Raw genomic sequence first — 25,528 nt, 5'->3', positions numbered from 1 at the left:
ACTCATTTCCTCCTTCTAAAGATTTAACATATTTCTACCATTCTTTTGGTTAATGGTATTAATACCCTTAATGGCATGTTCTCCAAATGATTCATCACCAATTTTGACAGATAAGTGTAAATCAATAGGTTTTCCGTTATTACTATTAAAGTTTTGCATTTGAATTGCTTGAATTATTGCATTTACTAATTCTGTGCTCATTTCCTTAAATCCCCCACGCTGTACAGACGTAGAATCATTAGATTGAGTATCAGAATAAATTGAACTATCAATAGCAGTTCGTCTGTTTAAGGAAGATGGCATTTGCAAACCACCACCAAAATTCTGATTCATAAATGCAATAGCTTCATTAATTCTTCGCATACCTAACTCACGATTAGTCAAAGGAACAACCATTTCTGGCTTGTCGTTTTCGCTAATCTCATAAAAACCATGTTTAGCAATTAAACCGCCATCTTCATAGCCATGTCCGTGACCGATAACAGCCAGCATGTCTGAACCGTAGCGGTGCTTAGCATAGTTAATTGCTGCAAGCATGTTGTCGTAGCCATTAAAGATATTACCGTGACCAGGAAACTTATAAGCATTGAAAGTTGCTGAAATAGTTTGTAGTAACCCTTTAGCTAAGTCACCTGTAAGAGTATTGATATCAGTATATCCGCCTTGAACGGCATGTTCATTACCACCAGATTCGGTCTGAATTTGACGCACCCAAGCATTTACATATGCTGGAGTTGCTGGCAATCCGTTTTTACGTAAAGCTTTCTTAACAGCACTACGCCAACCTTCTGCTCCTGGTCCAGTTTGATGAGTTGAGCCACCAAATTGATTAATAACCTTTTTAGCCCAGTTCATCATACCTTTCTTTTCTTGGTTAACAGCACCTTTAGCAAACTTAAGCGAGGCATCTCCTAAGCTCCAATCATAAGTAACAAACTTATCGACAATGTAGTTAACCAGTCTTTCTGGATGAGCGATATCATCAGTAACTTTTTCAAGTTCTTCCATCACACCATCTACAAAACTACCAACTCCATCAAAAATATTGCCAAAATCCAAATTACCTAAGGCTGAACTAATTCCACTAAAAATACCACTAAAATCGAAATTAAAGTTACCAATACCACCGGCATACTTAGGAACCATACCGGCTAATTCATTAGCTGTACTTGTAGCAGTTTTAACTTTGGTACCGGCTGGCAAGTACGTTAAGAAATTACGCTTAGCAGGGAATAATCCTTGCTCACCATTTGGCAATTCATAACTTTCTCTGTAGATGTCTCCTTCTTGGTCATTAACCAGTGCTAAACCACCTGGGTGATTATCTGTACCGGTTGCATAGGAATTCCAGTTGAAGAACCCCCAGTTCATTGAACCGCCACCTAATTTATTAAGTACCCAGTCAATACCTTCCTTAATTTTATTAGTAGCATTTTGAACTGGCTCAACAATTGCATCCACAACTTTTCGAACAGCACTACTAATGTTGTAGATGCCGTCCCTTATACCATTTCCAATTGTGCTACCAAGAGTACCAGCCCAGGATCCCAAGGTTCTTGAAGTGTTATGTCTGAAACTAGATACCCAACTTCCTAATCGTTCACCGGCATTCCTAGCCGAATTATAAGCATTGCCAATTCCATTATCGACATGACCACCTAAACCACCAGCCCAACTAGAAATACTTTGGTTAGCATTTCCAAAGAAACTACGCGTCCAACTAGATAGTTTGCTACCCGCATTAGTAGCTCCTGAGCGTGAAGATTCAGAACCATTATTAATGTGGTCGCCTAGTCTTTCAGCCCAAGACCTTACCAGTCCACTTGCCGACTCTCTAAAGCCTGTAGTCCAGTTCTTAATTTTAGTTCCAGCATTCTTAGCCATGGCTTGACCATTTTCAACGCTGTTATTTACGTCAGAACCAATTTTTGAAGACCAGTCATGAACTTTCTTTTTAGCATCACTAATAAAATCAGTGGACCATTCTTTAACTTTAGTACCTGCTTGTTTAGCAAGTTTCTTACCTTTGTCTATATCTTTGTTGATGTTAGAGCCAACATTTTGTGCCCAACTCTTAATATCTTTTTTAGCGCTAGAAATAAAATTAGTGGACCACTTATGAATATTAGAGCTAGCAGTTTGAACTTCCTTCTTGCCCTTAGTAATGTTGGTATTAATGTCTTTACCAACAGACTTAGCCCAAGAAGTAAAGTTGTCTAATATTTCGTGAGACTTAAAGCCAATTGCTTCAACCCAGTCTTTAGGCTTTTTACCTTTGCCATATTTAGCCCAGCCATCGCCAAACTTAGAAGCACCAACACCGCCCCATTTACCAATAAATGAGCCGACTTGTTGACCAACCGCTGCACCTAATGGACCACCAAACCAAAGACCAATTGCGCCTCCGACTGCTCCACCAATTCCAGAACCAAAATCAGCGAACTTTTCTTCTTTGTTTTTAGCTTTGATTCCCTTGTAGATATCAATTCCAGAAGTTACGGCAATCATTGCGCCTGATAATCCAGTACCCAATTTTTGACCTAACTTCATTGGTTCGCCAGATTGAATAGAGGAGCGAGCTGATTTAAGGAAGTCAGTCTTAGCTAAGTTACTGTCTTGCCAGCCTTGGTTTACTTCACTCCAAAGATCTTTTATGTGGGCATAACCGCCTTTAATATTTTCAAAGCTTAATTTTGCAAGTTCCTTGATGTTAAGAATTGGATGTTTGGCAAATTCAATTACAACACCAAGCATATCATCCGCATACTTAACACCAGCTTTTAGCTTATCGAACTTAAGCATTGCCAGAATCTTAAGGGTGTCAGTAAAGCTTTGAATGCCTGCAATAGTAGCTCTAGCAACTTTTATACCTAAGAGTGTAAGCAATGTTGCAGTCATAATCTTAACTGCTGTTTGATGATGGTCTATCCAATCAGATAATCCTTCAAGTGCTTTAGTTAAAAGCTTTAAAGCTTCCACAATTGCAAATCCAGCTATTTTAGCTAATGGCTTGATAAAACTATCATAGAACCATTCAAAAACTGGTTTAGCCGCTTTGACTACACTATGAACAACCTTAAGTGCAGCAGCTAATGCATTAAAGAATTCAGGAATTACTTGAGTAATTGTGAATCCCGCAAGTGGAAGTAAGACGTTTTTATAAGCCCAAGATAAGCCATCCCAAACATCTTTTGTTACAGGTCGAATGGATTTTAGCAAGTTATCAATTGACTTCAATAGTGGAGTGAAATCAAGCTTTTTAGCCCAATTTGAAGTATATGTCGCCATATCTCCTAGAGCACCAAGCATATCATCAACCATGCCTAGAAGAGTCTTAAAAATTGATGTACCAACATTACCATGTTGCCATGCTTTATCGAATTGACCAGCTAAGTTACCAATTGTATTGCCTACACCAATAACAATTTGAATTAAATGACTCCAGATTGAAACACCTAGATTTGAATGCTTCCACGCTTCATCAATTGAAGTAACAATATTCTTATAGATATCTAAAATATTGTTCAATGCATTTAGCCATGCTTGCCATAACTTTGTACCAGCATTACCGTGTTGCCAAGCCTCATCGAATGATTTTGCAATATCTCCAATGAATTCGACTAGTTTAGTAGCTAAATCTAAGAGATTAGCAAAAATTCTCTTACCAAGATCACCAGTATTCCACGCTTCTCGGAATGACTCAGCTATGTGATGAATCGCGACTAGAACATTATTAAGCGAATCAAAGATGGCTTGAATAAATCTAGTCCCTCGGCCACTTTCTTCCCATGCCTCGGCAAACGCCCTTGAAATATCGCCAATGATATTCAGCATATCAGCTAACAATTGAAGTAAGTTCTCAATTACTTTTTGTCCGGTACCATTGTCCCAGACATGTAAGAATGAATTACCTACATCACCTAACAAGCGTTTGATTTCTTGCCATGAGTATTTAGCAGCATCCACAACAGTTTGACCTTTTTCATCCCAAGCTTTCTTCATTGGGTCAAAGATCTCACCTAGAACTTTTTTGACCTTGTTAGCTGCATCAATAGCATTCTGTGAAGCTTCTAATGGAACATTCCAGTCAAGTCCTTGGTTGCCGTCTCCTGTATCACTATCATCTAATCCAGCATCATCAAAAATAGGACTGTCTTGCTTTTGTTGCGGAGTAAACTTCTCTAATGGTTGTGCCTCAAATGAACCATTATCTTGATTATTTTTACTGTTATCAAGAACATTAAGCTCATCGAAGCCCATCAAGGAAGCTTGCAAGTCCTCATTAGCTTTCTTAGTATCTTCGAACGCTTTTTTAGCTTGTTCATTAGACGCCTTGATTCGTTCATTTTCGGCTGCAACTGCTGCCGCACCTTGACGATTAGCTTGAGCAATTTGTTGATTAGCACGTTGTACAGCTTTAGCTTGTTCTTGCTGTTGTTTCTTAACAGCTTCATTAGCTTTACTTGCCGCCTTAGAAGTATCATTCATTGCTTGCACCTGATCGTACAAACCATGCGCGCCACTTCTGGCACTAGATAAACTCATCCCTGTCAAAGCAGAACTAAATTGAGCAATCCATGCTGTTGCTTTCCTTAGTGAATTCATCAAAGCATTCACAGCTGGCAAAACATAGCTATAAATAGGATAAAAAGCAGTAAGCAGATTCACCTTAATTGCATTAAAACTACTTGCAAATTGCTTATTAGTCATTAGTGCTGCACCCATGCCTTGGGCTAGCATCATGATTCCTTGGTAGAGCAACGTAAAGACAATTAATTGACTAGCTAGCATACGCATTGCCATCCGAACGCCCTTAAGACGTTCGCTTAACATTGACGCACCACCACTAGCTCGACGCATAGAAGAACTTCCACTATTGCCAAAGCGTTTTAAAGATGAGTTAACATTAGAGATAGTATTTCGGAGTCTGCTAAATTTGGAGCTAAGCCCTGAAACATTTTTGATTTCCTCAGATAACTCAGTATTAATTCTAGAAGAACTCGCCTTTAATTCATCTCCACGAGAACTTACATAACTATAAGCTTTAGCAAGTTCATCACTTCTAGCTACCAAACGTTTATATTCAGCTTCTGCTTGCTTAAGTTCCTTATCGTTACCCGCGGATCTTCCAAGAGTGGCATCATTATCTCTCATTTCAGCAATTGAGCGTCTAATTCGTTCAATCTTACCTTCTGTTTGATCCATTTCGGTTTCAATTCGCTTAAGGGATGATGGAATTGAATTAAGTTCCTGCGACATTTCTTGCGCAAGAGCTTTGGCTTGGTTCTGGTATCTCGCCATCTTAATTTGAGCATCAGCAATTTGATCGTCTAGTCTCATTGACTTAACTTTACTTCCTTGCTTACTCATATCAAGATTATCTCGGTTAGCAGTTAAAGTAGCGATTCTACGTTGCATAGACCGAGCCTGTTCCATCTTTTCATTGATGTGAGTGACCAGCCCATCAACTTCTTTTTTAGCACGAGAGGCTTCAGCTTGGATTTCATCATCAATACCTAAATCAACGGGACGCTTAGGCATATAGCTTTGAATCCGTTTTTCTTGGTAATCATCAAAACTTGAATTTAGAAATTGTGGACGTGTTGTTGCTCTTTCTCGTCTTTGTGACTGCTCTTTAGGCTTAGCAATATCAGATACGGCTTCACGTGCTGCACTAGTTTGTTGTGCAATTCGTTGTTGCATATTAGATGCTTCTTGCAAACGAGCTGTCAAACTATCTAAACTTTTTTCTGATTGATTAACAGCTTCTTTAGAACTTTCAGCCTGTTCTTTATTCCCTTGAATGACTTTATCTGTAACATCATTTTGAGTATTAAGAGTCTGTTCAAGCAGTTTTTGTTTGGCTTGTTCTGCCTCAGTACGCTGACGAACTTCTTCCTTAGCAGATTCATTAGCTTTTGAAACATTGTCATTCATTGACTGATTAATTTTGCCTAAGCCATCTTGAATCTTATATTGCATATCATTAGTTTTTTGGCTAATGATATTAGTGAATTCATCAAGCTTTCGCATTACATCCCCATAATTGGCAGTAAACCTTAATTCAAGTTCTTCTAAATCCATTAACTTCCACCTCCTTTATCTTTATTGAACTGTCTAATTCGTTGAGCTTGTTGCATTAATAGAGCCTGATCTTGTTTCCAATCAGGTTCATCTGGCTCGGTAGTCTCTTCCACAGGATCTTTGACAAATGGATAAGCCTCTTCAACTTTTGGCATTTTAGCAGGATCATTAAAGGCAAATGCCACCATTTCACTTAAACGATGATCCATGTATGCCTTAGCACGCAAATCTTCTAATCTACGTTTTTCATTGGCATTTATTTGCGTCATGATTTCGCCAAAATCCATATCCCAAAAGTGATCTGCGTCTATTCCTGATTCAACCGCAATTGGATATAGATGTTTGAATAAGTCAGAGACTGTATCAAAATGATCTTCGTTTACATCAATGCGTCTTCGGTGGTTTCCACTGAATCGAGAGTTACTTCTTCCGATTCCGTATTGGTCTTGGTACCCTTCTTCTTTTTCTTGCCGAAAAAACCAGATTCATCAAATAGTTCCATCAACTCATTAAATAAATCCATGGTAGTGTGACCATCATCTAAGTATTGTTCAAATGCTTCAATAACGCGCTTATCCGTTACACCGTGACTTTGATTTGCGCCTTGTAGAACAATCAAAATTTCATTGACTGGTGGCAATTTGTTGCCACCTTGCGAATCCATGAAGAGGGAGAGCATTGATTTACCTAAGCGTCGTTCAATCTTAAAAATTTCACGACCACCAAGTTTTAAATCAAGTTCAAGATCACCCAGTTGTACTGTCTTAGTTGCTTTCTTAATTGTTGTTGCCATAATTTAATTTCTCCTTTTTAATATTTCTATAAAAATAGACGTGGGAATCGAACCCACGTCTATCATTGGCTATTATCTACTTGTAGCTTGAGTTGATCCAGCAGCAGTAAAGTGAGGACCATCAGATACAGTAATAGTAATTGTGTAACCTAATGCCCCGTTAACAGCTACGGCACCAAACTTAATGTTGTAAGATCCACGCATTGTTGCAGTCATACTATCTGGGTAAGTGACTTTCCAGTTATATTGCTTACGGTTACCAGCTTCTCTTAATGCCTTAGCAAAACTAGCGCCCTTATATACAGCTTGGAATTGTACGTTAGACGCATTTTGGATACCTTCCACTTGCTTACGTCTATCATCTGCTAAGGTAGTAACGTCAATTTTTTCAGTATCTCCACCTAATTCAGGAATAGTTTTAATATCTGCAATTTCTTCCCAGGTAGATCCATCTTCTGATCTTTCTAACTTAGTTCCTGTTCCTACAAGTCCTTCGGAACTATCAACTGCAAATCGTTGAATATCTAATTTCAATAAGTTGCTATATAATTTTACGTTTTTCATTTTTTATCCTTTCTGATATGCACGTTTACTTGTGTTGTCTACAATTCCTGTAAATACAAGTACCACTCGCGCTACTCCATTCAAATCTTGATCGCCAATACTATTAGAAAAACCCATTGCTGAAAACTTAGCAATGAGCTTATTTTTTATTTGTGTTAGTGATCCTTTGTCATTATATAAATCAATTGTTATCTTCCATTCTGTATCAGTTTCTTCCTGATAGGCATTGCGTATATAAGAAGACTGACTAGTTGAATAAATCGCAGTCGGAAATACTGTGAATTTATCAGGATAAGAAGGTGAAACTATTTTTAATTCTGGAATAGATTTAAGCGTCTTAAAGACAAGTGCTTTAACATTGTAAATTTCCATCTAATCACCTAACTTATCACGCAATTCTTGATCTACAGATTTTTTTATAATTTCTGGTGCTTCTTTTTCAATTCGATTAGCAGCAGGAGTCATAAACTGTCTAGCTGGTTGTCCAGCAGTTCTATAGAAATATTTACCGTTGATTTTAATCTTAGGGATGCCATAAATCTTAGTTAAATCCAAATCAACTGCATCCACTGGAAAGAACCACGGTGTTTGTCGATAAGTAATTGCAACACCTTGTGGAAGTTGTTTATCGGACATTTCTCCAACCAAACCAGTACCAAATTCACGAAACACTGCAACCATAGACGAGTTCCACCAGCGACCAATAACTTCATCGTTATCAATTTTAACTTCATGCTTAAAGCTCCGTGCAAGTTCGCCAGTAGAATACTTTATGCTAGATTGCAATTCATCCACTGCATAGGCTTCTGCTTGTTCTATGGCAGTTTCTTGTCCGTTAGCTGTAGCACTAGCAACTACGCTAGGGAGCTTTTTGAGTTTTGTTTTTAGTTCATCAAGTCCCTTAAGCTCTACATTAATCATTTTGCTCATCCCTTTTTATTCGCTCTAAAGTGACATTCTTATGAGTAGAGAACTCCTGAATAGCTGTAATCTTATAATCTGGATCACTCGTGCTTGGAACTTTCAAGCAAATTCCATATCCTTCTCCATGTCCTTCTGAAAGCAAATTCCCTTGATATTTGCATATTTTAATGTACTTGATATCTTTGCCATAGAGTTGAGCATTAACAGAACCACCAGCAGATTGAACATTCAGTTTTATTTGCTGAGGATCACCCCAACCTTTAGTTGTGTACCCCTCATCATCTTGAATATCCGCAGGCTTTCTAAGATAGACAGTCGTTAAGTCACTTTCTTTTAGTCTCATAGCCTAGTCACCTTTGCTATTCGATAATGATTTAGTCCCAATCGAATATCCTTAGGAATGCCGACTTCAAGGTAATTAGTAACTCCACCTTCTGTTCGTTGGGTTTCGCCTTCTATACCTAGTCGATTGTAATTAATCGTCGCTAGCTTTTTAACATAAATATCCATGTTGCCGACTAACTTCTTTTGACCAGTGTAATCTAGCACTTGAGCAATTGCTTCTTTAATTAAGTCTGTTACTAAGTCATTATCGGAAATCTGTAATCTAGTGCTTAGGGATGAAACCAGTTCTGCCATTTGCTCCACATTAAGCACCTCCACAATTAGAGTACTTTAGCTTGGAAAACATCATCTGCACTGGCAAATGATGGAAGCATAGTCGCAGCTGCAAGAATCCAAGTACCAATTGGGTCTTCACTTGTTTCATATACTTTAGCCATTACATTGCCTACATTAGAAACTTGTGCATTGCTTGAAACTAAGCGGTTTTCTTCTGGTGTTGGGCCGTAGATCTTTTGACCTGGTACTTCATCATTAAATAGCACAATTCTATCTTCTGGGAAGTAAGATTGAGTTGTAAGGTTGCCCTTAGCATCTTCTGTACGATATTTTCCATCATAAGCACGGATAACTGGCAATCCTTGTGCAGTCATCCATTGGTCTAAATCTGATTGACCGACAACACGGCCCGTATCTTTGCCAAAGATTGCTTCCTTGATTTCGGTGCTGCGCATTAATACTCGAAGTACCTTCTTAGAAGTCAAGGCTCTTGTAGGAGTAATGTCTAATTTATCAGACCAATCTTGCAAGTTTTCAATGATCGAAGCACTATCCTTGTCCCAAGTACTAGTGCCTGTTAATGATGTTTGATGTGCTTTAGGTACACCATAATCAATAGAGATACCATTTGCGTTATCAGTAATCTTACCAGTGGCAAACATTTCCATTGTCATCTTTTCGCCACGAGCTTTTACAGCTTGAACCATAGCATCAATGTCATCAAAAACGTATTGCTTTAAGTAATTTTCTTCAGCAGTATTGCGTGGTGCTTGAAGCTTAATCAACATTTCTTCAGTAAGTTGCATTTTACGCTTTACATATGCCAACTCAGCAGTCATCTTGCTTGCATCACGACTACCAATTTCAGCTTCACTATCAAATGCTGAAATATTAGCAATAGTTGGTACTCGACTGCCTGCCTTTAAAATATCTACTTCAAGAGTTGGTACTTTAACAGCTGGAAATAAAGTATCACCTAACATATCTGGATATTGACGATTGCGAGTATAGTCAAGAACAGTGCTTTGACTAAACATATCAAGAATTGGTGTAGCAAATCGTTGTAAATTTAATTTTAACTTTTTATCTTTCATTTACTATTTTCTCCTTTATTGAATTATTAACCCCTATGTGTATCATCAGTTGATGAGGTTGTTTCTGTTTCTAGGTCCTTAAAATGAATTGCAGTCATTGCTTTAATTGCTTCAGCTGTTGGTACTGGATCAAGACGTTGATTTAAGACCCAACCTTCACGCATTACTGCAACCATTTGATTAGTATCATCTGTCACATAAACGTCATTAACAGTAATGCCAATAGCTTTAGCATCATTAGTTGGGTATACAGTACCAGCTGGAATATATTTTCGACCTAGATCGTCAGTTTTTACATTGTAATTATCTTTGTTAACTGTTTCTGGAAAAGCAGTAAATTTTTCAGAAGCAAGAAAATTTAATTGCTTACCATTTTGAAATTGTGTGTACATATTTATTCCTTTCTAATTCCAAAAATCATTTTTTACATTTTGAGATTCATTAGCTCTTTCAGCAAAGATTTCTCCAGTAGTTTTGTTAGTTTGAGTATTATCTGAGATCTTTGGTGGTTTTGCACCTTGAGCTAATCGAGTTTCAACAGCATCATGAACAGCACTTCTAAAAACGTCACTAACTTTTTGATAAGTAGCTGTCATTTTATCCTCATCAGTTAGAACATCATCGAAAACATCTACTAGCTCTGCTGGCAAGCCATCGGTAATTAGCTGAGTTGCCAATTTACTCTTGTTTTCACGCTTAGTTACATCAGCTTCTCTATCAAGCAAGGCTTTCTCCCTTTGCTTAAATTCATACTCTTGTCGTTCCTCTGGAGACATATTCTTAAGATCTTTAGCTTTTTGAGCTTTATCATTTTGCTCTTTTTCCCACTTAGAGCGAGCTGTATCTAAAGCCTTAGCCAATTTCTTATCTACAAAAGAATCCAACTCTGATTGGGTATTAAAGGTTTTAAAAGGCTGCTCATCAGTTGAACCATTATCTTTTACTTCATCTTGCGCATTGTCACTGTCATCACCTCCCTCACCTTGTCCTTCATCAGCAAATCTTTGTAAATTAAGTTTTAATAAACCTTTATAAAATTTATTTTTCATAATTAGTCCTTTCTACCCATGCACATTTGCAAAAAAACAACATGAAAAAAGCCACCCCATATTTCTACACGGTGACTTTTAGATATGCAGTAGCAAATCCACATACGTATTTTTATTTTCAAGGCAGTTTTATGACTTGCCTAGGTCTACGAATTACTTTTTTACCGGTTTATTACTAGCACTTCTAGCATTACCTAAATAAATTACTGGAACTGTACGGCAAAAGGGATGCAATGGCGGAACGTTCTTACCAAATACTGCATCTTTAACATTGTAGACATTTCCATTTATGGACCTACATATTTTACTGGTACGACTATCAATAACTGCTAGCAGTTGATATTGCTTAACTCCACGTTTACGCCAATTATCTAGCTTAATTTTAGAATAAAAGAAATTAGCTTCAGTTCTAATCAAGCGACTAGCATAGAACTTGCCAACATTGAATTCTTGTTCAATTCGCTTAATCATTTCACGTTCAGGAAGATTACTCAATTCTTTAACTGTAAATAATTCTTGCAATCTTTCGGCTAATTTATCTGTATTACCCCAGATACGTGATGAAAAGTTCTTCCCTTTCCAGCGAGTTTCTAGTGCTTTTTCAACATAGCGATTAGGTATTTCCGTGATTTTACTCTTGGGAACATCCTTATCCATTGGAACAGTAGCCACTTTTTTACCAGTATCAGGATTTTTAATGACTATTTTATCCTGTTTAACTTCTACAGAGTGTGGAGAGTGTATAGTGTAATCCTTAGTAGTGTCATAAATAGCACTTTGTTTCTCTGCTTCTGACCAGGCACGCTTCATTATGTCAGTATGCAATTTGACATTTTGATCTAGTTCAGTTGCACCAGCTGATTTTGCAGCAATGTATGCTTTAAGTTGCATTTCCTCAAGTCGTGTAATTCTGCTTTTAGCTGCAAGCCTACCTAAGTAATTGTCAACTGCTTGTCTACTTTTCTTATCAGTAATACTAGACGATAAGGCTTTAAGAGTAACCAATTCAGAAGGAGAAATGTGCGAAGACATGATAGTTGCAACTTCTTCTTTTGAAATATCTGCATAAAAATAGCGACGATAGATCTTTTTAACCTCGTCGCTCAAGTATGATTGTGCTTTTTGATATGCATTATTAATTATTCTTAATCTCTTAGTTGCTTCATCTTGATTTCTTTGCTCATCTTGTAAATCACGTAATTGCCAATAAGTAAACTTCTTCTTATTAACTTTCATAGAGAATCAACACCAAGAAATATATTGCCCATATTGGTCAATTAATTGGTTTACTGTATTTTCAAATGCACTTAACAGTATCTTATTTTCAACGCTTTTGGGATCTAAAAATACAGCAGTTAGCAAACCATCTTTATCAGTTACAGTTACTTTAGTGCAATTATTTACGGTATGAGTAATAAGCGTAGAAAATGAAGCACAAACAATATCCGAACCCTTAACACTATACTGCGCGTGTCCGGTGACTCTGATTATTGTTTGATCCGGTTTCTTTATCATTCTCACTCGAATCATCTTGCTTATCCTCCAATTCTAAACGATCTGGATCTTGCCCACATAATGCTTCTTGATTCTTTTTAATTGTTTCAGCATCTTGCTGATTCATTTCATCAATGACATCTTGAGGATTATCAACGTCAGGAAGCCAACTATAAGTATATTTTCTAGGAATTATTCCATCCGCATTTTTAACGTTATTAACTACATCAGATAAATTAGAAGGAATATTAGCTGCAAGTGAGATCTTACATCCACTAGCATCATCATTAGCACCTTTAATGTTTACAATTGTTTGAATCAGTTTCAATCTTCGACGTAAGCCATCAAAAAAGTATCGCTGTTTAATTGATAATAAGTTCTCTAAACCAAACAACTTAAACTTCATCGCTTCTCCAGACACATTACCCATGAACTTCTCATCATTCATATTTGGCACATATGAAATCTTGTGGATGTCGTTTTCAATGGATTGACTAAGCAAGTTGACTTGAGTTTCATCAAAGCTCTTAGTTAGCCATTCAATATCAGCCCCCTCTTCACGCGGAGGAGCTTCAATAGCGCCACGATTCAAACGTTTAATATCTTCGTTATCATCCAAACCAAAACCAAAGGTAACAAGTATTGCATCAACAAATGCTTCCTTATCCGAAATTCGATCCGTTTGTAATAAGTTATAGGCATCAATCAAAGAGATGAGCTGTTCAAAATCTCCCTGTCTTTCTTCGTTGTTTCTGAATTCAATTATTGGAACTGCACCAAATAAATTCTCGCCATCATAAACAATCGGATCATCTGCTGAAACTTCCATAGTTGTTTTTGTACGATACTCTACAATTCGCTGAGGCATGTAAACAGTAATACTATAGCCATTAGTATTACCAGCTAGATCTTTCTTTTCCTGTGTAAATACAGCAAATAAAGGCTCATGCTCAACTGTATCATCACAAACCACAACAGTTGCCCGTGGGTCAATTACTTCAATTTTTAATTCAGTATTTGGAGTAAGTTTCTCGTTTCCTAATTCATCCCTAACAGATATTGGATCAGTCTTTTTTAGGTAAAGCAACTCATAGCCATAGCCAAATACTGACAAGTCTTTCTCTAGCTCAATATCATGTTTATGAATATCAATTTGATTAAATACTTCTAGGATATCATCAATATTCTTACCCTTTTCAGCAACATACTTTACAGGGTTACCGGTCATAAAACCCACATTCATATCAGTAATGTATTTAGCATGATTAACCATCACATTAGCTGCTTCAACGGTAGCATTATCAAATTCATGCTTTTCAATTTCTTGCTTACCATTGTAATAATCAGATAGTTTATCTAACCGTTTTTTGCGATTTTGCAATTCTCTAATCGCATAGTTAATTGCCTTAATATTCGGCTCATTAACATCACCAAGTAAATCTTTATCAATTACAACAGCCACTTTTACACCTTCCTTCTATAAGCCACGTACTCTAGGACGTACAGTAACCTTTGCAGTAACTTTCTTGTAAATAATTGTGTATACGAAATATCTCATTGCATCACATGCATGGTCATGCTGTTTAACCGGCTTATCTTCACCATGTTCTGCTGCTTTGTCATCCCAAACATAGCTGGCTAATTCTTTGAACAAATTAGGGCAATTCATGCTAAATTTTATCTTCCCTTCGTTCATGGCTGTCTGGGTAACTCTAATACCATCTAACACATCATTCTTGGCTTTCCTAACCCTAAAGCCATTTTGTCTTAAGGTTGCACTAAATGATGCAGCTGAGGGGTCAATAATCATTTCCGCTTTAATATTGCCAAGAAATTTCTTTAAGTCTTCACAATATTCTTCATCTGTTTTCTGCCGTGACGTAGTTCTACCAGAATAGTAATATTCTTTAATTAAGTACCAGGTACCATGATTTAACCCCCACAATAGAAAGGCCGTTGGGTTAAGTGTTCCGTAGTCACATGAAACATAGTACTTTTCAAAATGATTAGGTAATTCTTTGACAACCATAGTATCTTTATCAAAGTTGTCATAGATAACGCCTTCTGACATAACCCACAAACCTTGAATGTAGCGTTGATAAAATACGCCTGAATACATACGCTCATATCTGCATATTGTTACGCTATCTAGGGATGGATTATCGTGCATTGTAAAGTGAAGTCGCAATGCACGTTTATCTTTCATCTGGTCAATCCAGTCAAGCTTGAACCAATGATAGGGTCCTGCGGGGTTGCAGTTAAACCACATCTTTGACCCACTGACTGAACATCTTGCAGTAGCCTGATTAACAAAGGATTCCGGCATAAGTGCAACTTCATCAAAAAAGAACCCAGCTAAGGTAATACCTTGTACCAGGTCCTGTGAGGCTTCATCTTTACCGCCGAAAATGAAGTAGTAATTCGTATGCCCATTTTTGCTGATGGTTATCATATTTTCAGAGCGAGAATCATGTATTATGTATCCTTCACTCTCTAACATACTTCTTAATGGACGCAACACATTACGTCTAAAAGATCCAATAGTCTTACCAGCCATACCAAATTGCTGACCAGTAAAATTAGTCATTGACCACAATATATAAGAGAGGGACATTACTACGGTCTTGCCGGCACGAACCGATCCGTCGCAGATAATAGCCTCATAATCCTTTAAATCTGGGTTAGCCCACCAACTTAAAACTTGCAGTTGTTTTTTTGAAAATGGAGTGAAATTAAATCTAACTGTTTTCATCGTTATCTTTACTCCATATCTTAGCCATTCCGCCAGTTAAAGCATTGAGTAGTGAAGTTGTGCTACCATCGTTAACTTCAGGCTCAGGCAAGCGATCAAGAAGGATCTGCATTGCTTTCTGACGATCTTCCATTTCAACAACTGCTTCACCTTTATCGATTCGAATGCTCTTAATATTAGATGTATCAATATCCTTGCTATCTTTTAACTTAACAATATTTTCATAGTAAAAATCTTGCTTACCGGTTTCAGGATTAATCTTTGGCTCATATCTAAACTTGCCATTTGAATCCTCATAAGGACCATTCTTATCGCGTACTTTATAAAAGACTAAATGCTTCTTAGTTCTAAATGAAAGAACATCAGATATATTACTAGTAGCTTGGTGTAAATAACGCAATAGAATGTCATTAGCAGTGGCGAATAGCTGTTGAGATTGCTGTTTTTTTAGACTAGTAAGATATTTTTTTATACAAGCATTAGCAAGCAATCGAGGTCCATTGGTATGAGCTGTATCGTAGCTTCCACCATAAGCTTTTTGATAAGCCCAGGTGGCATTGTATCGCTGTAAATAGTACAGACAAAAGGCTTTCTGCTTATCATTCAATTCATTACTATCTGGCAATTCGGGTGATGGCAATGATGGTGCAACCTTTTCAGTCTTTGTACGCGTACTTTTCGACTTTGTATGCATACTTTTTTTGGTTGCATTATTCCGTTGCCACTTATTCCTTGTCTTCCACGACTTGACTGTACTAAGAGCAACGCCATACTTAGCAGCAATATCTTTATACTTCATACCAGCTAGATAATCTGCTTTTGCATCTTCCATCTTACTCATCGCATATTCACCACCACCTTAATTTGTACAAAATAGAAAGAGCTTGCTATTTCAATAAGCAAACTCTTTAGCGATATCGCAAGCGAACAAAAACATGTAAAAATCAAATGACTTAAATAATAAAACAATTAACGCTGATACTTGCGATATCTGATGACTGATAGCGGAGTTGCACCACTACCAGCCTGTTTTATAGGAGTTTTGTGTAAGTATTACGTATTCCGAATTAACTCACAATACTACTATAGCCTTTAACGTGGCAATATAACTATCGCTAAAAAATAAGTATCTTTCAGCGATCTTGCAAGTTTATTTATATTGATGCAAATCAATAATCGGCTCACAAGACATGTATCTTTGCCAGTGATCGAAACTATCCGCAAAAAACAATTGTGCCCTTCTTTTAAAAACATTGTACTGTGTATGACTATATTGAATAGCTTCAGCTATTTGCCAGTTCTCCATCTGATAAATATAAAGATCGCGCATGATTATCTTTGACATTTCAGGCAGGTGGTAAATAGTGTGATGAATTGCTCTTATTTCAGCTTCTGCATTAAGTCCACGAATTATGCTCGCTTCAGCATGATTAGCTCCACTAGAATGACCAGGTGCAAGCGATAAGCTTGGAGACCGCAAATCGGTTAGATTACGGCCGGCCATCAGAATTAGCTTTTCTAAATCGTCAGTTAAAAATTCATCAACTTTGTCACATGTTTTATTGCAGTCTAATTCTTTAAATAGTAAGCTCACAGTTCCACTCCTCAATTTAGCTGTTATTTTTGATACCTCATTCCTATATTTTAATACATACAATAGTTAAAAGGTATGGTAATAAGTAGACTAAAATTGCTTGTAAGTCCTGATATCATAAGAATCTTTAACTCGTTCTGTACCGTGCCCATCGATCATGTGCGAACCTAATGGTATCTGTTCCCAATGAAACTTTTTTAAATGGTAAGCTTTATGACGTCTGTCACAAAGATAGTCAATTGCACCAGCAGTAGTAGGTATTTTAAAAGCCTTACGTAGTGCATTTAAATCTGTATAAAACTTACCATCAATTAAATAGTTATAGTGAGGTACAATCGGAATTCTTGCTTCACGTCTAAAGTTTTCAATAACTGACGCTGCAAACTCTGTTTCAGCAGAGATTTCCCACTTATCAAATCCTCGTTCAAGAAGCTTAATACAATTAGCTCGTCTATCTTCAAAAGTTCCAGAAGCCAAAACATGAAGTTTATTAAGTTCTGGGCTATCCATATCAAAACGATTAATTGATCCATCTCTTTCTAATTCATGTAAATAATCATAAAATTCAGCTGTCAAAGCCATAACCTACTAAACCTCCCTCCACAATCATTCGTGCGTCATCAACACTTCGTGCAATACCATGAATTATGTTATGAGATGTAAGCATGTGATGAAAACGTATCTGATCTTCTCTTGGTTTACCAGTTGCATTCTTAACTTCAATATAGAAAGCTTTGCCATCAATCCATCTAAAGCCTGACAAATCGGGAAAGCCAGAAGGCAATCCTGTAGAAAAGAAACGCCCATCTGGTGTTCTCATCTTTCCAACATTAACTCTAAAGACTGTACAACCATGTTTGGATAGCTCAATTTGTATCTTAGATTGAATACTATGCTCTGATTCAGATGTTGGTTTCATTTTCATAGTGCTTCTCCAATACGTCTGCTACCATAGTGGTTAATTCTTTATAGCCATGCTTTTGTTGATCTTTCTTTAGTTGCTTAACGGTTGATTGCTTAATAGGCATATTTGTTAAATTAATAACATCTACACGCTCAGAGAGATGAGTATCAATTGCAAGATAAAAAATAGCGTCACCATGATGGAAAGAATCAGGTTCAAGCTGTAAACCATTAATCACAAAATCCAAACCAGGATAAACCTTTTCTAAAGTAGTTCTCAATTCGTGTTTCAATTTTTCTTCTTTATTTAAATTCAAATCTTCCATTATTTTTCCTCAATCTTCTTTGGTAATAGTTCAGTTTGAACACTAGTAAAGTCAACTGTTAATTTATTTTGTGCAATCTCGTTAAGCGTGTTCAAATTCATTTTCTTAGAATCAGCAACAAGTGTAATCACTACATCACTACCATCTGCTTTAAAATTTTTAATACCTGCATCAAATGATAATTGATTGCCTTTTAGCTGCTTATTTGTGTTGTCTGTCATTTTCATATACTCCCTACTATTAAAATTATTATTGCTAGCAGAATTAAGAATGCTGCTACAGAAATCCAATCGGGCATAGTTAAATGCCTACTTCTTCATATGTGATTAGAGCACTGAATATATAACTATCGTCATTCGAATCAAATAAAACACTGAATTTTATATCAACAATATGTTTATGTTGAATAAATTCATTAATTTCATCATCAAACCAATCTTCGCGCATGTTTGCAATTGTTTTAACTTTCATTATTCCAGCCCATCTCCCATTTTCCGTTGCCAATGTACTTAACCAGATCATTTCTATTGGGAAGTACATAATGTCCATTAATTTTAAATAAAAGCATTTGTTCACTTGCTGAGGTCACATATTTAACTCCAAATTTATCTTTATAAATGTTTGTATCAAACACATCTAAAATATCGTATGGCTTATTCCAGTCATAAATGTTAGGTAAGTCTTTCATGATGTTTCTCCATTAATTGAGTTTGTAAATCTATAAAATCATCTTCAAATTTCATAAAAATAAATGCTGCTTTAGAAACAGGCATATGATGTTTTTCAGCCCAGATTTGAAGATACTTTTCAAAGCCCACATAATCATCAGTAACGAGATAATCTGTCAATTTTAATAAGCCATTTTCTTCAAGCTGCTTTCGTCTAACATGCATCAACTGATACCTAACTATCATTTCATTCATCAGTTAACCTTCTCCCACATTTCGGACAGTAATCAATAAGAGTATGCGTATATTGACGTTCATAGCATTCACTATCTGGCTCATCTGTTTCTAAAGTAAACGATTTTTTATCAGTATAGATATACGTTGCATATTCCCAATCCATTCCATCCCATGAATCAATTTTCTTTTTAAATTTCTTATTAATTGGTTTACCACTTATGAAATCTGCACCCATATGAGTTACGGGATCGAAAGTGCAGTAAATACATTTATTTTGGTTCATAATCAATACAGCTCACTTCTACCAATTCATCTTCTAAGTAAATTTCATATCTATCTTGTAAGCAGCTTAGCAAATCTGGAATTGATTCACCTATAAAAGTCTCTGACTTATCTTTTAAAGCTTTACCTGTAGCAAGTTCAATAGCATAAAATTCATCTTCAACTTCCACTATTTTGACTTCTTTATAGTCAGCCGTCTTTTTACTTTTTAAAATTGCATTGTCCCCAGTCTCTGGTATTTTGAATCGCTTCATAAATTTTGTCTCCTCTTAATATCCTTGCGCCAGCTGTCAATTAAATCTTTAAACGTTTTTTTGTCCGGGTTGCTTTTTGCAGGTAAAATATCATAGCTATATTCAAAATGCTCAAATGCCGTTTCCTTTACAACATTTTCAATCTCTTCTTCGGTAGCATTATCATCTACTTCAATATCTTCATAAGTATCTTCTGTGGGTTGATAATAATCTGGCGAATCCCACGAAACTCTAACTTTCATAGTTTCCTCCCGCACATTGGACAATAATTGATAAAAACTTTATCTCCCTTGATTCCATATTCATCATTTATAATAAAAGTCATTATTTTACAGGGCTCATCAATTTCTACTGCCAAATTAATATATTTAGTAGATAAATCGCTATTAAGTATAGGTTGCTGATGTCTATTAAAATGGCAGTACGGACATTGTTGCTGTTTTCTAGTCAATTGCTAATCTCCTCTCACTATGAAATTAGATTTTCTTTTAGGCAATTTGATAATCTTAAAATCATTCCCTTTGCTAAAACTATCCAATCTTGTTTAGACAACGAATAATTTATTTTGCAACGTCTAATTATTTTAAAAGTATTTTCTCCATCCCAGCCAATAATTCCAATAGTGGGGTTATTGGTAAGCCATGGATCATTATTTTGCTTTATCTTACGAGCCATTGAGATAGGACAGACCATATAGTTTTTATTTTCAACATAAGTTTGAGCAGCATTTGAATGTAGGTCTGTAATAGATACTTTTAGTTCCAAACAAGTAAAATATCCCTGTTTTTCAATTACTGCATCTATGTATTCATACTTACCTACTGGTCTATAAATATCTCCACCTATGTTTGTCGTATGGTAATACGGCACTTCAAGTGCAGGATGCTTACCTTTACGCAAAGCATCATTAATTAATGCTTTTTCCATATCTTTAGTTTTCTGCGTTTTCATTATTCACTCCCCGTGATTAACCCAGCTTCTTTGAGTAACTTATCTCTCCATTTTGTGTCTTTATTACAAAACACCGTATCTTCATAGTCCACTTCATAACGATTTTTAGCTAAGTCATACGCAACTAGTAATACTTCTTTAAAACCACACTTATCGCAAATAAATGGTACTTCAATATTATTATTTTCAAGAAAATCTAAACTTTTTGATGCAGCTACATCATTTACACTATCTCCAATATAATTTTCAGTTTTACATTTAGGACATTTCCAATCTTCACCATTTAAAAACATTATTATTCTCCTAAAATAACTTTCGAAGGTACTTTATGAAACTCTGGGTTAGCTTCCTTTAAATCTTTTAATAAATATTTTGCTCTGTTAGCAGTTGACCATGTTTTAAAAGTTGCACCACTAGAACACGATTTAATGAATACAATTTGCCAATCAAAATCTTCATTCTGCATAATTAATCCCACATTGCCTTTATCATCTTTAACAAAATCTCCAGGTTGCCAGTCCTCATCATCGTTATTATTGTTGACTTTATGAAATTTAGAAGCATTATTTTGTAATCGCTGCATACTACATCCAAATTCATAAGCCAGTCCGTTACAGTAAGTTCCTACATGTGCATCGTCTATACGGATAATGACGAAATCATCGTCTTTATCCTTTTTAATCATTCCTAATCTTCCATCATTATCAATCACTGTATCTCCGATTTTCCAAGTATCGTTTGTCTTATCAATAATTTTCATTAGTTAAGCTCCTTTTCTCGAATGCTAGCCTGTAAGTTAAATCCGTATTTAAATACTTTGCCTGGTTTAATTCCAATTCCATCATCTATATTTTCATAAATATCTTTAAGATCGATACTTTCGTCTTCTAACCAAGTTCTTTTAACTAATTTTAGATAGATCCTTGCATCATATAGTTTTTTAAACACCACCGTTTGTACATCAAAATCAGTCCAACTACTTGGATCATCGACATTGTATTGCTCAATAATTTCTACTACGTATACATCTTTGCTTACCATCTGTTAGTCCTCGTTGCCATTCTTTCTATTTAACTAACTTTGCTAAAATCTTTTGCTTATTTGCAATTGATAATTTGCTAATGTCGTCAATTAATTGATTAAATTTTGCATCAGCTTGTTTTTGACGAGCTTCTTTTTTACGCTTAGATATTGTTTCATCTTCTGCCTTAATCAATTCATCAAGGATTTTAAAGCTAAACTCTATAACTTCATGCTTTGCACACTCTTCATTTACGCCATTAGATTCAATATCATAAGCCAAAGTATGGATGGATCGGATACTTTTACAATTACCATCGTGATAAGGTTCTAAAAAATCTTCTAGATTTCTATATTTATTAGAAAACTTACTATCATCAGAAGATAAATCAAGTTCCGTAACTTCAAAACCTGGAGTCGGATGCTTCCAATATCCATGATCGCTAGTAGTCCAAGGTAAATGTAAGTATTTATGAATTAAAGTGGGCAAAATAATCTTAGGTGAGTTAGATAAAACTAAGTCGTAGTCACTTACAACACAGTCTGCCAGATCTCTCCAACCTGTTTTTACAATATAAAATTTATATTTTCCATCATCGATTCCAGGTTTAAATTCAAGAATATCAACCATAAAATAATTACCTCCACAGTTCTATGCGTAATACTCTAAAGCAGATTGCAAAGCTAGTTTTATTGCACGCTTATTTTCTTCACTCGATAATTCTGAGTATTTAAGTTCATCATTGATTACATCATTGATGCGTCCAACTAAATCACTACACAATTTCTTTCCTTCTGGCATTAAGTCATCGTAAGCTAACTCGCCTTGTAAATATGGAACTGAAACTTCGAAGAAGTCGGCTAGTTTTTGCAAGTTTTCTTGTTTAAGTGTTCGTTCACCTTTTTCAAACAAACAAATCGCTTGGTTCGTTATACTTAATAATTCAGCTACATCATTTTGAGTAAGATTTTTTTGTTTTCTTAGCTGTTTCAATCTGTTTTTCATTGTTAACCTCTAGCGTTTACTTATTAACTTCAAACGTTTATTTTTTTGCAAAAATGTGACGGGTTGGCTAAAAAAGTGACTAGTTCGTGACAAGTTTGTGACGGGTTTTAGCCTTACAGCCTGTATGGTTGTGACGAGTATGACTAGTTTATTTACTAAAAAATCAAATTATAAAATATAAAAAATAAATATAATAAAAGGTCTTTTTAAACCCGTCATACTTGGCAATCTTGTCACATTCCTTGTGGCTCTAGGGTTCGTGACACCTCACAACCTGTCACAAACCCGACACAACTCGTCAAACCTGTCACACATTCTTAATTGAAAGCAAACGTTGAATTTTCATCTATCAATTTAAGTCCAACATAGTACCAGCCATCTCTTTTATGCACTTTAATTAATTTCTTGCCTATTTCTCTCCCGAACTTAGTTGAACTCATTCTGTACTCTTCAGAGTTTCTAGCCCAAGTATGATAAGCATCATAAAGTTCTCTAGCCTTAACTTCAAAAGCAGGACCGGTGACACATTGTTCGCCTAAAAATGCTTCTAGTGGATCCATTTGTTCTCTATAAGCTTCAACCACTTTATGAACTGCATCTGGATCTTCTAAGCCTTCTTGTTGCCACATTAAGCTACCTTGTACAACCCAATTGAGTATGCCAGTATATTCAGACTTAAGCTTGCTTTCTAAGTTCTTATCAACCTTGTTTTTAGGAATCTGAACGTTAAAAGGAATAATCTTAATTCTTCTCCAAATACCATCATCTAATCCTCTGATAATTGGCAAGTGGTTAGTTGCCATCCAGATCTTAAATTTAGGCTTGTACTCAAATTCAGAACCATAAAGGAATCTAGCTAGGATCTTGTCACCACCGGTTAACTGCTTAACTAGTGATTCATCAAATCTGTCTCCCTCATTCATTTCAGAACTAGTGACCACTCTCGCACCTTCAAGTCGAGCTACGTCTGAGTTAGCCGACCCACTCTGCATTTTCTTAGCAACAAGTGTTTGAACATTCATCTGCTTAGCATAATTACCGGCTAAGTCACTAATGACATTCGAGAAAACCGATTTACCATTGCGTCCTCGGCCATTCAAAATGAAAAGACATTGCTCAGCGGTTGATCCGGTAAAACTGTAACCAATGGCTTTCTGTACGTAATGAATTAATTCTTCATCTTTATTAAAGATCTGATTTAAAAACTTATTCCATAGTGGAGCGTCCACATTGTCAGAGTATTCGCATACAGTTTGATGGCTAAAGTTTTTATCAATGTCATGGTCTTTGAGTTCTCCAGAAGTTAAATCAACATACCCAGATTCTGTGTTAAGCAGCATATCGTCCTTATCAAAGTCTCCATGATTGATAATCACGTACTTCTTAAATTCGTCAATCATGTGCATTTTAGCCATATGAGAACGTGAATCCTTTTGGAACCTGTACCATTCGTTTATCATCTTGTCCTCTTCGGTTTTAGTTGAGAAACTTAATTCAGGCTTTTCAGTTTTAATAGAGTTAACTACGCGCTCAGCTGCAAGCTCTGTTTTTTGATTTCCTACATCTTCTTGCCAGTAAGAGCCGTTAAAGAAAAACCACTTCTTATCGACTGCATTGTACTTAAGTACTGTAGAAAACTGATCGCGCATTCTAAGCCCTCTCCCTTGGTCGTCCCAAGAACGAGGTATAAACTTCTTAGTTTTGTCTTCATTAAAAGAAAATTGATAGGAAGACTCAGAATCCTGATTGTCACTTTCAGGACTGTAGATGTTCTGTGTGTCATTGATAGCCTTATTTAAAAGTGAAGTTCCATAGGTTACTGCACCATGTTTTTCATCGTACTTTTCACGCATCAAGCTGGAATTTCTAAAGATCGTATCCATCTTGTGGAAGTCTCGACCGCACCAGAATGCCAAATCATTAGCAAATGCTAAATCAGCTTCTGAATGAGAATCATAAAACTGCTCCCAACCGCCTTGCATGAACATAGTGAACCTTTTTCCAGTCTTGGTTGAATTTTCAGCTTTTTTAATGATTTCTGTAACCGATAAGTCCACTGGCGTGATATTGTCCGCAGTTGGATGCAATTGGATAACTTTGTCTTTACCAAACAAGAACTCATACAGTTTCTTCATTTGATCTTTTGATAAAGATTGAATTTCAGGATCAGGGATGATCGTGTTACCAGTAAGAGCGAAGAAGCGCCCTGTTTGATACATTTCATAGTTACCCTTGCGTCTTCTCTTGCCAGGAATTTTGCCTTTAAAGATCGCATGTATTCCCGTACCAGATTGGCTAACTTCCATATACGTTTTATTAGTTAAAGTTTGAAATTTATTAACTAAATTATTTGGATCATTGTCCCCCTGTCTCCAGTCTTCTAAATTACTGTCAATATGGTCAATATCTAATCCGACATATCCATTAGCAAAGTAGAAGGCGAGCCCGGACGCTCGTTCTACCTCCTCTAGTGCCCGAACTGCTGTATCAAAGTCTGACCATGTACTTGGATCATTAGATTTTCCAGCTGATCCATCATAAGGGTTGATTGGAATTTTAGTATTTTTATTTCTTTCAGGAATCCACTTAAGTTCAAACAATCCCCATTGCTTTAAACTACGTAATTCTTCAGGGATATTGTTATAAGTAAATTTCTCCATCTGCATCACCTACTTAATGAAACAAGCTGACGATCCATTGGATTACTGCTCCAATAAAGTTTGCTATTAAAGCAATCATCCAGAAAATTATTGTGATGAAAAGCGCTGGGATTATGCCTTCTATCACTGTTTGTTTTTGGATTTTTTTGAATGGTGTTTCAAATGCATCGCTAAATATCATCGCTAAAAGTAATAGCCACAATCCTCCAACAAATAGATACCAAAGTATCAACATTACTTTTATCATTTTTT

The 25,528-nt window shown here is 36.2% G+C and carries 35 protein-coding genes; all 35 read right to left on the bottom strand.

Features of this window, described 5'->3' with window-relative positions; translation table 11 throughout:
- Positions 1–15 precede the first annotated feature (15 nt).
- Positions 16–6,084 (bottom strand): lytic transglycosylase, encoded by a 6,069-nt coding sequence (locus F3I00_RS04350; protein WP_159311008.1) that lies wholly within the window; start codon positions 6,082–6,084, stop codon positions 16–18.
- Positions 6,084–6,371 carry a hypothetical protein gene (locus F3I00_RS04345; RefSeq protein ID WP_113779159.1) on the bottom strand — a complete coding sequence of 96 codons (288 nt, stop codon included), beginning with the start codon at positions 6,369–6,371 and terminating at the stop codon, positions 6,084–6,086. The genes F3I00_RS04350 and F3I00_RS04345 overlap by 1 nt, the downstream gene beginning before the upstream one ends.
- A 92-nt stretch (positions 6,372–6,463) precedes the next feature.
- The gene (locus F3I00_RS04340; protein ID WP_113779158.1) at positions 6,464–6,877 is read right to left on the bottom strand and encodes a DUF6096 family protein; all 414 of its coding nucleotides are present in this window, start codon (positions 6,875–6,877) and stop codon (positions 6,464–6,466) included.
- A gap of 72 nt (positions 6,878–6,949) precedes the next feature.
- The gene (locus F3I00_RS04335; RefSeq protein ID WP_159311007.1) at positions 6,950–7,441 is read right to left on the bottom strand and encodes a phage tail tube protein; all 492 of its coding nucleotides are present in this window, start codon (positions 7,439–7,441) and stop codon (positions 6,950–6,952) included.
- A 3-nt stretch (positions 7,442–7,444) separates the two neighbouring features.
- Positions 7,445–7,813 carry a hypothetical protein gene (locus F3I00_RS04330; protein ID WP_159311006.1) on the bottom strand — a complete coding sequence of 123 codons (369 nt, stop codon included), beginning with the start codon at positions 7,811–7,813 and terminating at the stop codon, positions 7,445–7,447.
- Positions 7,814–8,362: an HK97-gp10 family putative phage morphogenesis protein gene (locus tag F3I00_RS04325; protein ID WP_065169411.1), complete on the bottom strand. Its 549-nt coding sequence runs from the start codon at positions 8,360–8,362 to the stop codon at positions 7,814–7,816.
- On the bottom strand, positions 8,355–8,708 hold the full coding sequence (locus F3I00_RS04320) for a hypothetical protein (RefSeq protein ID WP_159311005.1): 354 nt from the start codon (positions 8,706–8,708) through the stop codon (positions 8,355–8,357). The genes F3I00_RS04325 and F3I00_RS04320 overlap by 8 nt, the downstream gene beginning before the upstream one ends.
- Positions 8,705–9,004 carry a phage head-tail connector protein gene (locus tag F3I00_RS04315; RefSeq protein ID WP_065169461.1) on the bottom strand — a complete coding sequence of 100 codons (300 nt, stop codon included), beginning with the start codon at positions 9,002–9,004 and terminating at the stop codon, positions 8,705–8,707. The genes F3I00_RS04320 and F3I00_RS04315 overlap by 4 nt, the downstream gene beginning before the upstream one ends.
- A gap of 26 nt (positions 9,005–9,030) precedes the next feature.
- Positions 9,031–10,080, bottom strand: a complete 1,050-nt coding sequence (locus tag F3I00_RS04310; RefSeq protein WP_065169413.1) for a major capsid protein — start codon at positions 10,078–10,080, stop codon at positions 9,031–9,033.
- A gap of 26 nt (positions 10,081–10,106) precedes the next feature.
- On the bottom strand, positions 10,107–10,472 hold the full coding sequence (locus F3I00_RS04305) for a hypothetical protein (protein ID WP_065169414.1): 366 nt from the start codon (positions 10,470–10,472) through the stop codon (positions 10,107–10,109).
- A 12-nt stretch (positions 10,473–10,484) separates the two neighbouring features.
- The gene (locus F3I00_RS04300) at positions 10,485–11,129 is read right to left on the bottom strand and encodes a DUF4355 domain-containing protein (protein WP_159311004.1); all 645 of its coding nucleotides are present in this window, start codon (positions 11,127–11,129) and stop codon (positions 10,485–10,487) included.
- Positions 11,130–11,282: 153 nt separating this feature from the next.
- Positions 11,283–12,365, bottom strand: a complete 1,083-nt coding sequence (locus tag F3I00_RS04295) for a minor capsid protein (protein ID WP_159311003.1) — start codon at positions 12,363–12,365, stop codon at positions 11,283–11,285.
- A gap of 6 nt (positions 12,366–12,371) precedes the next feature.
- Positions 12,372–12,644: a ribosomal-processing cysteine protease Prp gene (locus tag F3I00_RS04290; protein ID WP_236547648.1), complete on the bottom strand. Its 273-nt coding sequence runs from the start codon at positions 12,642–12,644 to the stop codon at positions 12,372–12,374.
- A complete protein-coding gene (locus F3I00_RS04285; protein ID WP_159311002.1) occupies positions 12,589–14,085 on the bottom strand; it encodes a phage portal protein in 1,497 nt (498 codons plus the stop codon). The genes F3I00_RS04290 and F3I00_RS04285 overlap by 56 nt, the downstream gene beginning before the upstream one ends.
- A gap of 15 nt (positions 14,086–14,100) precedes the next feature.
- Positions 14,101–15,375 carry a PBSX family phage terminase large subunit gene (locus F3I00_RS04280; protein ID WP_065169418.1) on the bottom strand — a complete coding sequence of 425 codons (1,275 nt, stop codon included), beginning with the start codon at positions 15,373–15,375 and terminating at the stop codon, positions 14,101–14,103.
- A complete protein-coding gene (locus tag F3I00_RS04275) occupies positions 15,362–16,216 on the bottom strand; it encodes a terminase small subunit (protein WP_065169419.1) in 855 nt (284 codons plus the stop codon). Before F3I00_RS04275 ends, F3I00_RS04280 begins: the two co-directional genes overlap by 14 nt.
- 309 nt (positions 16,217–16,525) lie before the next feature.
- Positions 16,526–16,969, bottom strand: coding sequence for an ArpU family phage packaging/lysis transcriptional regulator (locus F3I00_RS04270; RefSeq protein ID WP_159311001.1), 444 nt, complete (start codon positions 16,967–16,969; stop codon positions 16,526–16,528).
- 90 nt (positions 16,970–17,059) lie between these two features.
- On the bottom strand, positions 17,060–17,551 hold the full coding sequence (locus F3I00_RS04265) for a hypothetical protein (RefSeq protein WP_065169421.1): 492 nt from the start codon (positions 17,549–17,551) through the stop codon (positions 17,060–17,062).
- Positions 17,535–17,888, bottom strand: coding sequence for a VRR-NUC domain-containing protein (locus tag F3I00_RS04260; RefSeq protein WP_065169462.1), 354 nt, complete (start codon positions 17,886–17,888; stop codon positions 17,535–17,537). Before F3I00_RS04260 ends, F3I00_RS04265 begins: the two co-directional genes overlap by 17 nt.
- The gene (locus F3I00_RS04255; RefSeq protein WP_065169422.1) at positions 17,872–18,198 is read right to left on the bottom strand and encodes a hypothetical protein; all 327 of its coding nucleotides are present in this window, start codon (positions 18,196–18,198) and stop codon (positions 17,872–17,874) included. The genes F3I00_RS04260 and F3I00_RS04255 overlap by 17 nt, the downstream gene beginning before the upstream one ends.
- Entirely contained in the window at positions 18,198–18,419 is a 222-nt protein-coding gene (locus F3I00_RS04250) for a hypothetical protein (RefSeq protein ID WP_231110754.1), read from the bottom strand. Before F3I00_RS04250 ends, F3I00_RS04255 begins: the two co-directional genes overlap by 1 nt.
- Before the next feature lie 79 nt (positions 18,420–18,498).
- On the bottom strand, positions 18,499–18,669 hold the full coding sequence (locus tag F3I00_RS04245) for a sporulation protein Cse60 (protein WP_144842183.1): 171 nt from the start codon (positions 18,667–18,669) through the stop codon (positions 18,499–18,501).
- Positions 18,659–18,886: a hypothetical protein gene (locus tag F3I00_RS04240; protein ID WP_065169423.1), complete on the bottom strand. Its 228-nt coding sequence runs from the start codon at positions 18,884–18,886 to the stop codon at positions 18,659–18,661. The genes F3I00_RS04245 and F3I00_RS04240 overlap by 11 nt, the downstream gene beginning before the upstream one ends.
- The gene (locus F3I00_RS04235) at positions 18,870–19,121 is read right to left on the bottom strand and encodes a hypothetical protein (protein WP_065169424.1); all 252 of its coding nucleotides are present in this window, start codon (positions 19,119–19,121) and stop codon (positions 18,870–18,872) included. The genes F3I00_RS04240 and F3I00_RS04235 overlap by 17 nt, the downstream gene beginning before the upstream one ends.
- On the bottom strand, positions 19,114–19,386 hold the full coding sequence (locus F3I00_RS04230) for a hypothetical protein (protein ID WP_065169425.1): 273 nt from the start codon (positions 19,384–19,386) through the stop codon (positions 19,114–19,116). The genes F3I00_RS04235 and F3I00_RS04230 overlap by 8 nt, the downstream gene beginning before the upstream one ends.
- On the bottom strand, positions 19,373–19,639 hold the full coding sequence (locus tag F3I00_RS04225) for a hypothetical protein (protein ID WP_065169426.1): 267 nt from the start codon (positions 19,637–19,639) through the stop codon (positions 19,373–19,375). The genes F3I00_RS04230 and F3I00_RS04225 overlap by 14 nt, the downstream gene beginning before the upstream one ends.
- Entirely contained in the window at positions 19,636–19,881 is a 246-nt protein-coding gene (locus F3I00_RS04220; RefSeq protein ID WP_065169427.1) for a hypothetical protein, read from the bottom strand. The genes F3I00_RS04225 and F3I00_RS04220 overlap by 4 nt, the downstream gene beginning before the upstream one ends.
- A 226-nt stretch (positions 19,882–20,107) precedes the next feature.
- Positions 20,108–20,590, bottom strand: a complete 483-nt coding sequence (locus F3I00_RS04215; protein ID WP_065169429.1) for a hypothetical protein — start codon at positions 20,588–20,590, stop codon at positions 20,108–20,110.
- Complete coding sequence (locus tag F3I00_RS04210) at positions 20,590–20,883, bottom strand: hypothetical protein (RefSeq protein ID WP_065169430.1); 294 nt, start codon at positions 20,881–20,883, stop codon at positions 20,590–20,592. Before F3I00_RS04210 ends, F3I00_RS04215 begins: the two co-directional genes overlap by 1 nt.
- A 2-nt stretch (positions 20,884–20,885) precedes the next feature.
- Entirely contained in the window at positions 20,886–21,350 is a 465-nt protein-coding gene (locus F3I00_RS04205) for a hypothetical protein (RefSeq protein ID WP_065169431.1), read from the bottom strand.
- Positions 21,350–21,631, bottom strand: coding sequence for a hypothetical protein (locus F3I00_RS04200; protein WP_065169432.1), 282 nt, complete (start codon positions 21,629–21,631; stop codon positions 21,350–21,352). Before F3I00_RS04200 ends, F3I00_RS04205 begins: the two co-directional genes overlap by 1 nt.
- A gap of 25 nt (positions 21,632–21,656) precedes the next feature.
- Positions 21,657–22,241, bottom strand: coding sequence for a hypothetical protein (locus F3I00_RS04195; protein ID WP_065169433.1), 585 nt, complete (start codon positions 22,239–22,241; stop codon positions 21,657–21,659).
- Positions 22,242–22,262: 21 nt separating this feature from the next.
- Positions 22,263–22,616 carry a helix-turn-helix transcriptional regulator gene (locus F3I00_RS04190; protein WP_065169434.1) on the bottom strand — a complete coding sequence of 118 codons (354 nt, stop codon included), beginning with the start codon at positions 22,614–22,616 and terminating at the stop codon, positions 22,263–22,265.
- Between the two features lie 317 nt (positions 22,617–22,933).
- Positions 22,934–25,276, bottom strand: coding sequence for a phage/plasmid primase, P4 family (locus F3I00_RS04185; RefSeq protein ID WP_065169435.1), 2,343 nt, complete (start codon positions 25,274–25,276; stop codon positions 22,934–22,936).
- Positions 25,277–25,289: 13 nt separating this feature from the next.
- Complete coding sequence (locus tag F3I00_RS04180; protein WP_065169436.1) at positions 25,290–25,523, bottom strand: hypothetical protein; 234 nt, start codon at positions 25,521–25,523, stop codon at positions 25,290–25,292.
- Positions 25,524–25,528 lie beyond the last annotated feature (5 nt).

Origin of the sequence: Lactobacillus sp. JM1, from assembly GCF_009834385.1 — a bacterium.
Taxonomy (GTDB): Bacteria; Bacillota; Bacilli; order Lactobacillales; family Lactobacillaceae; genus Lactobacillus; species Lactobacillus paragasseri.
The sequence above is the reverse complement of the archived record's forward strand: the minus strand, read 5'-3'. Positions and strand labels throughout refer to the sequence as shown.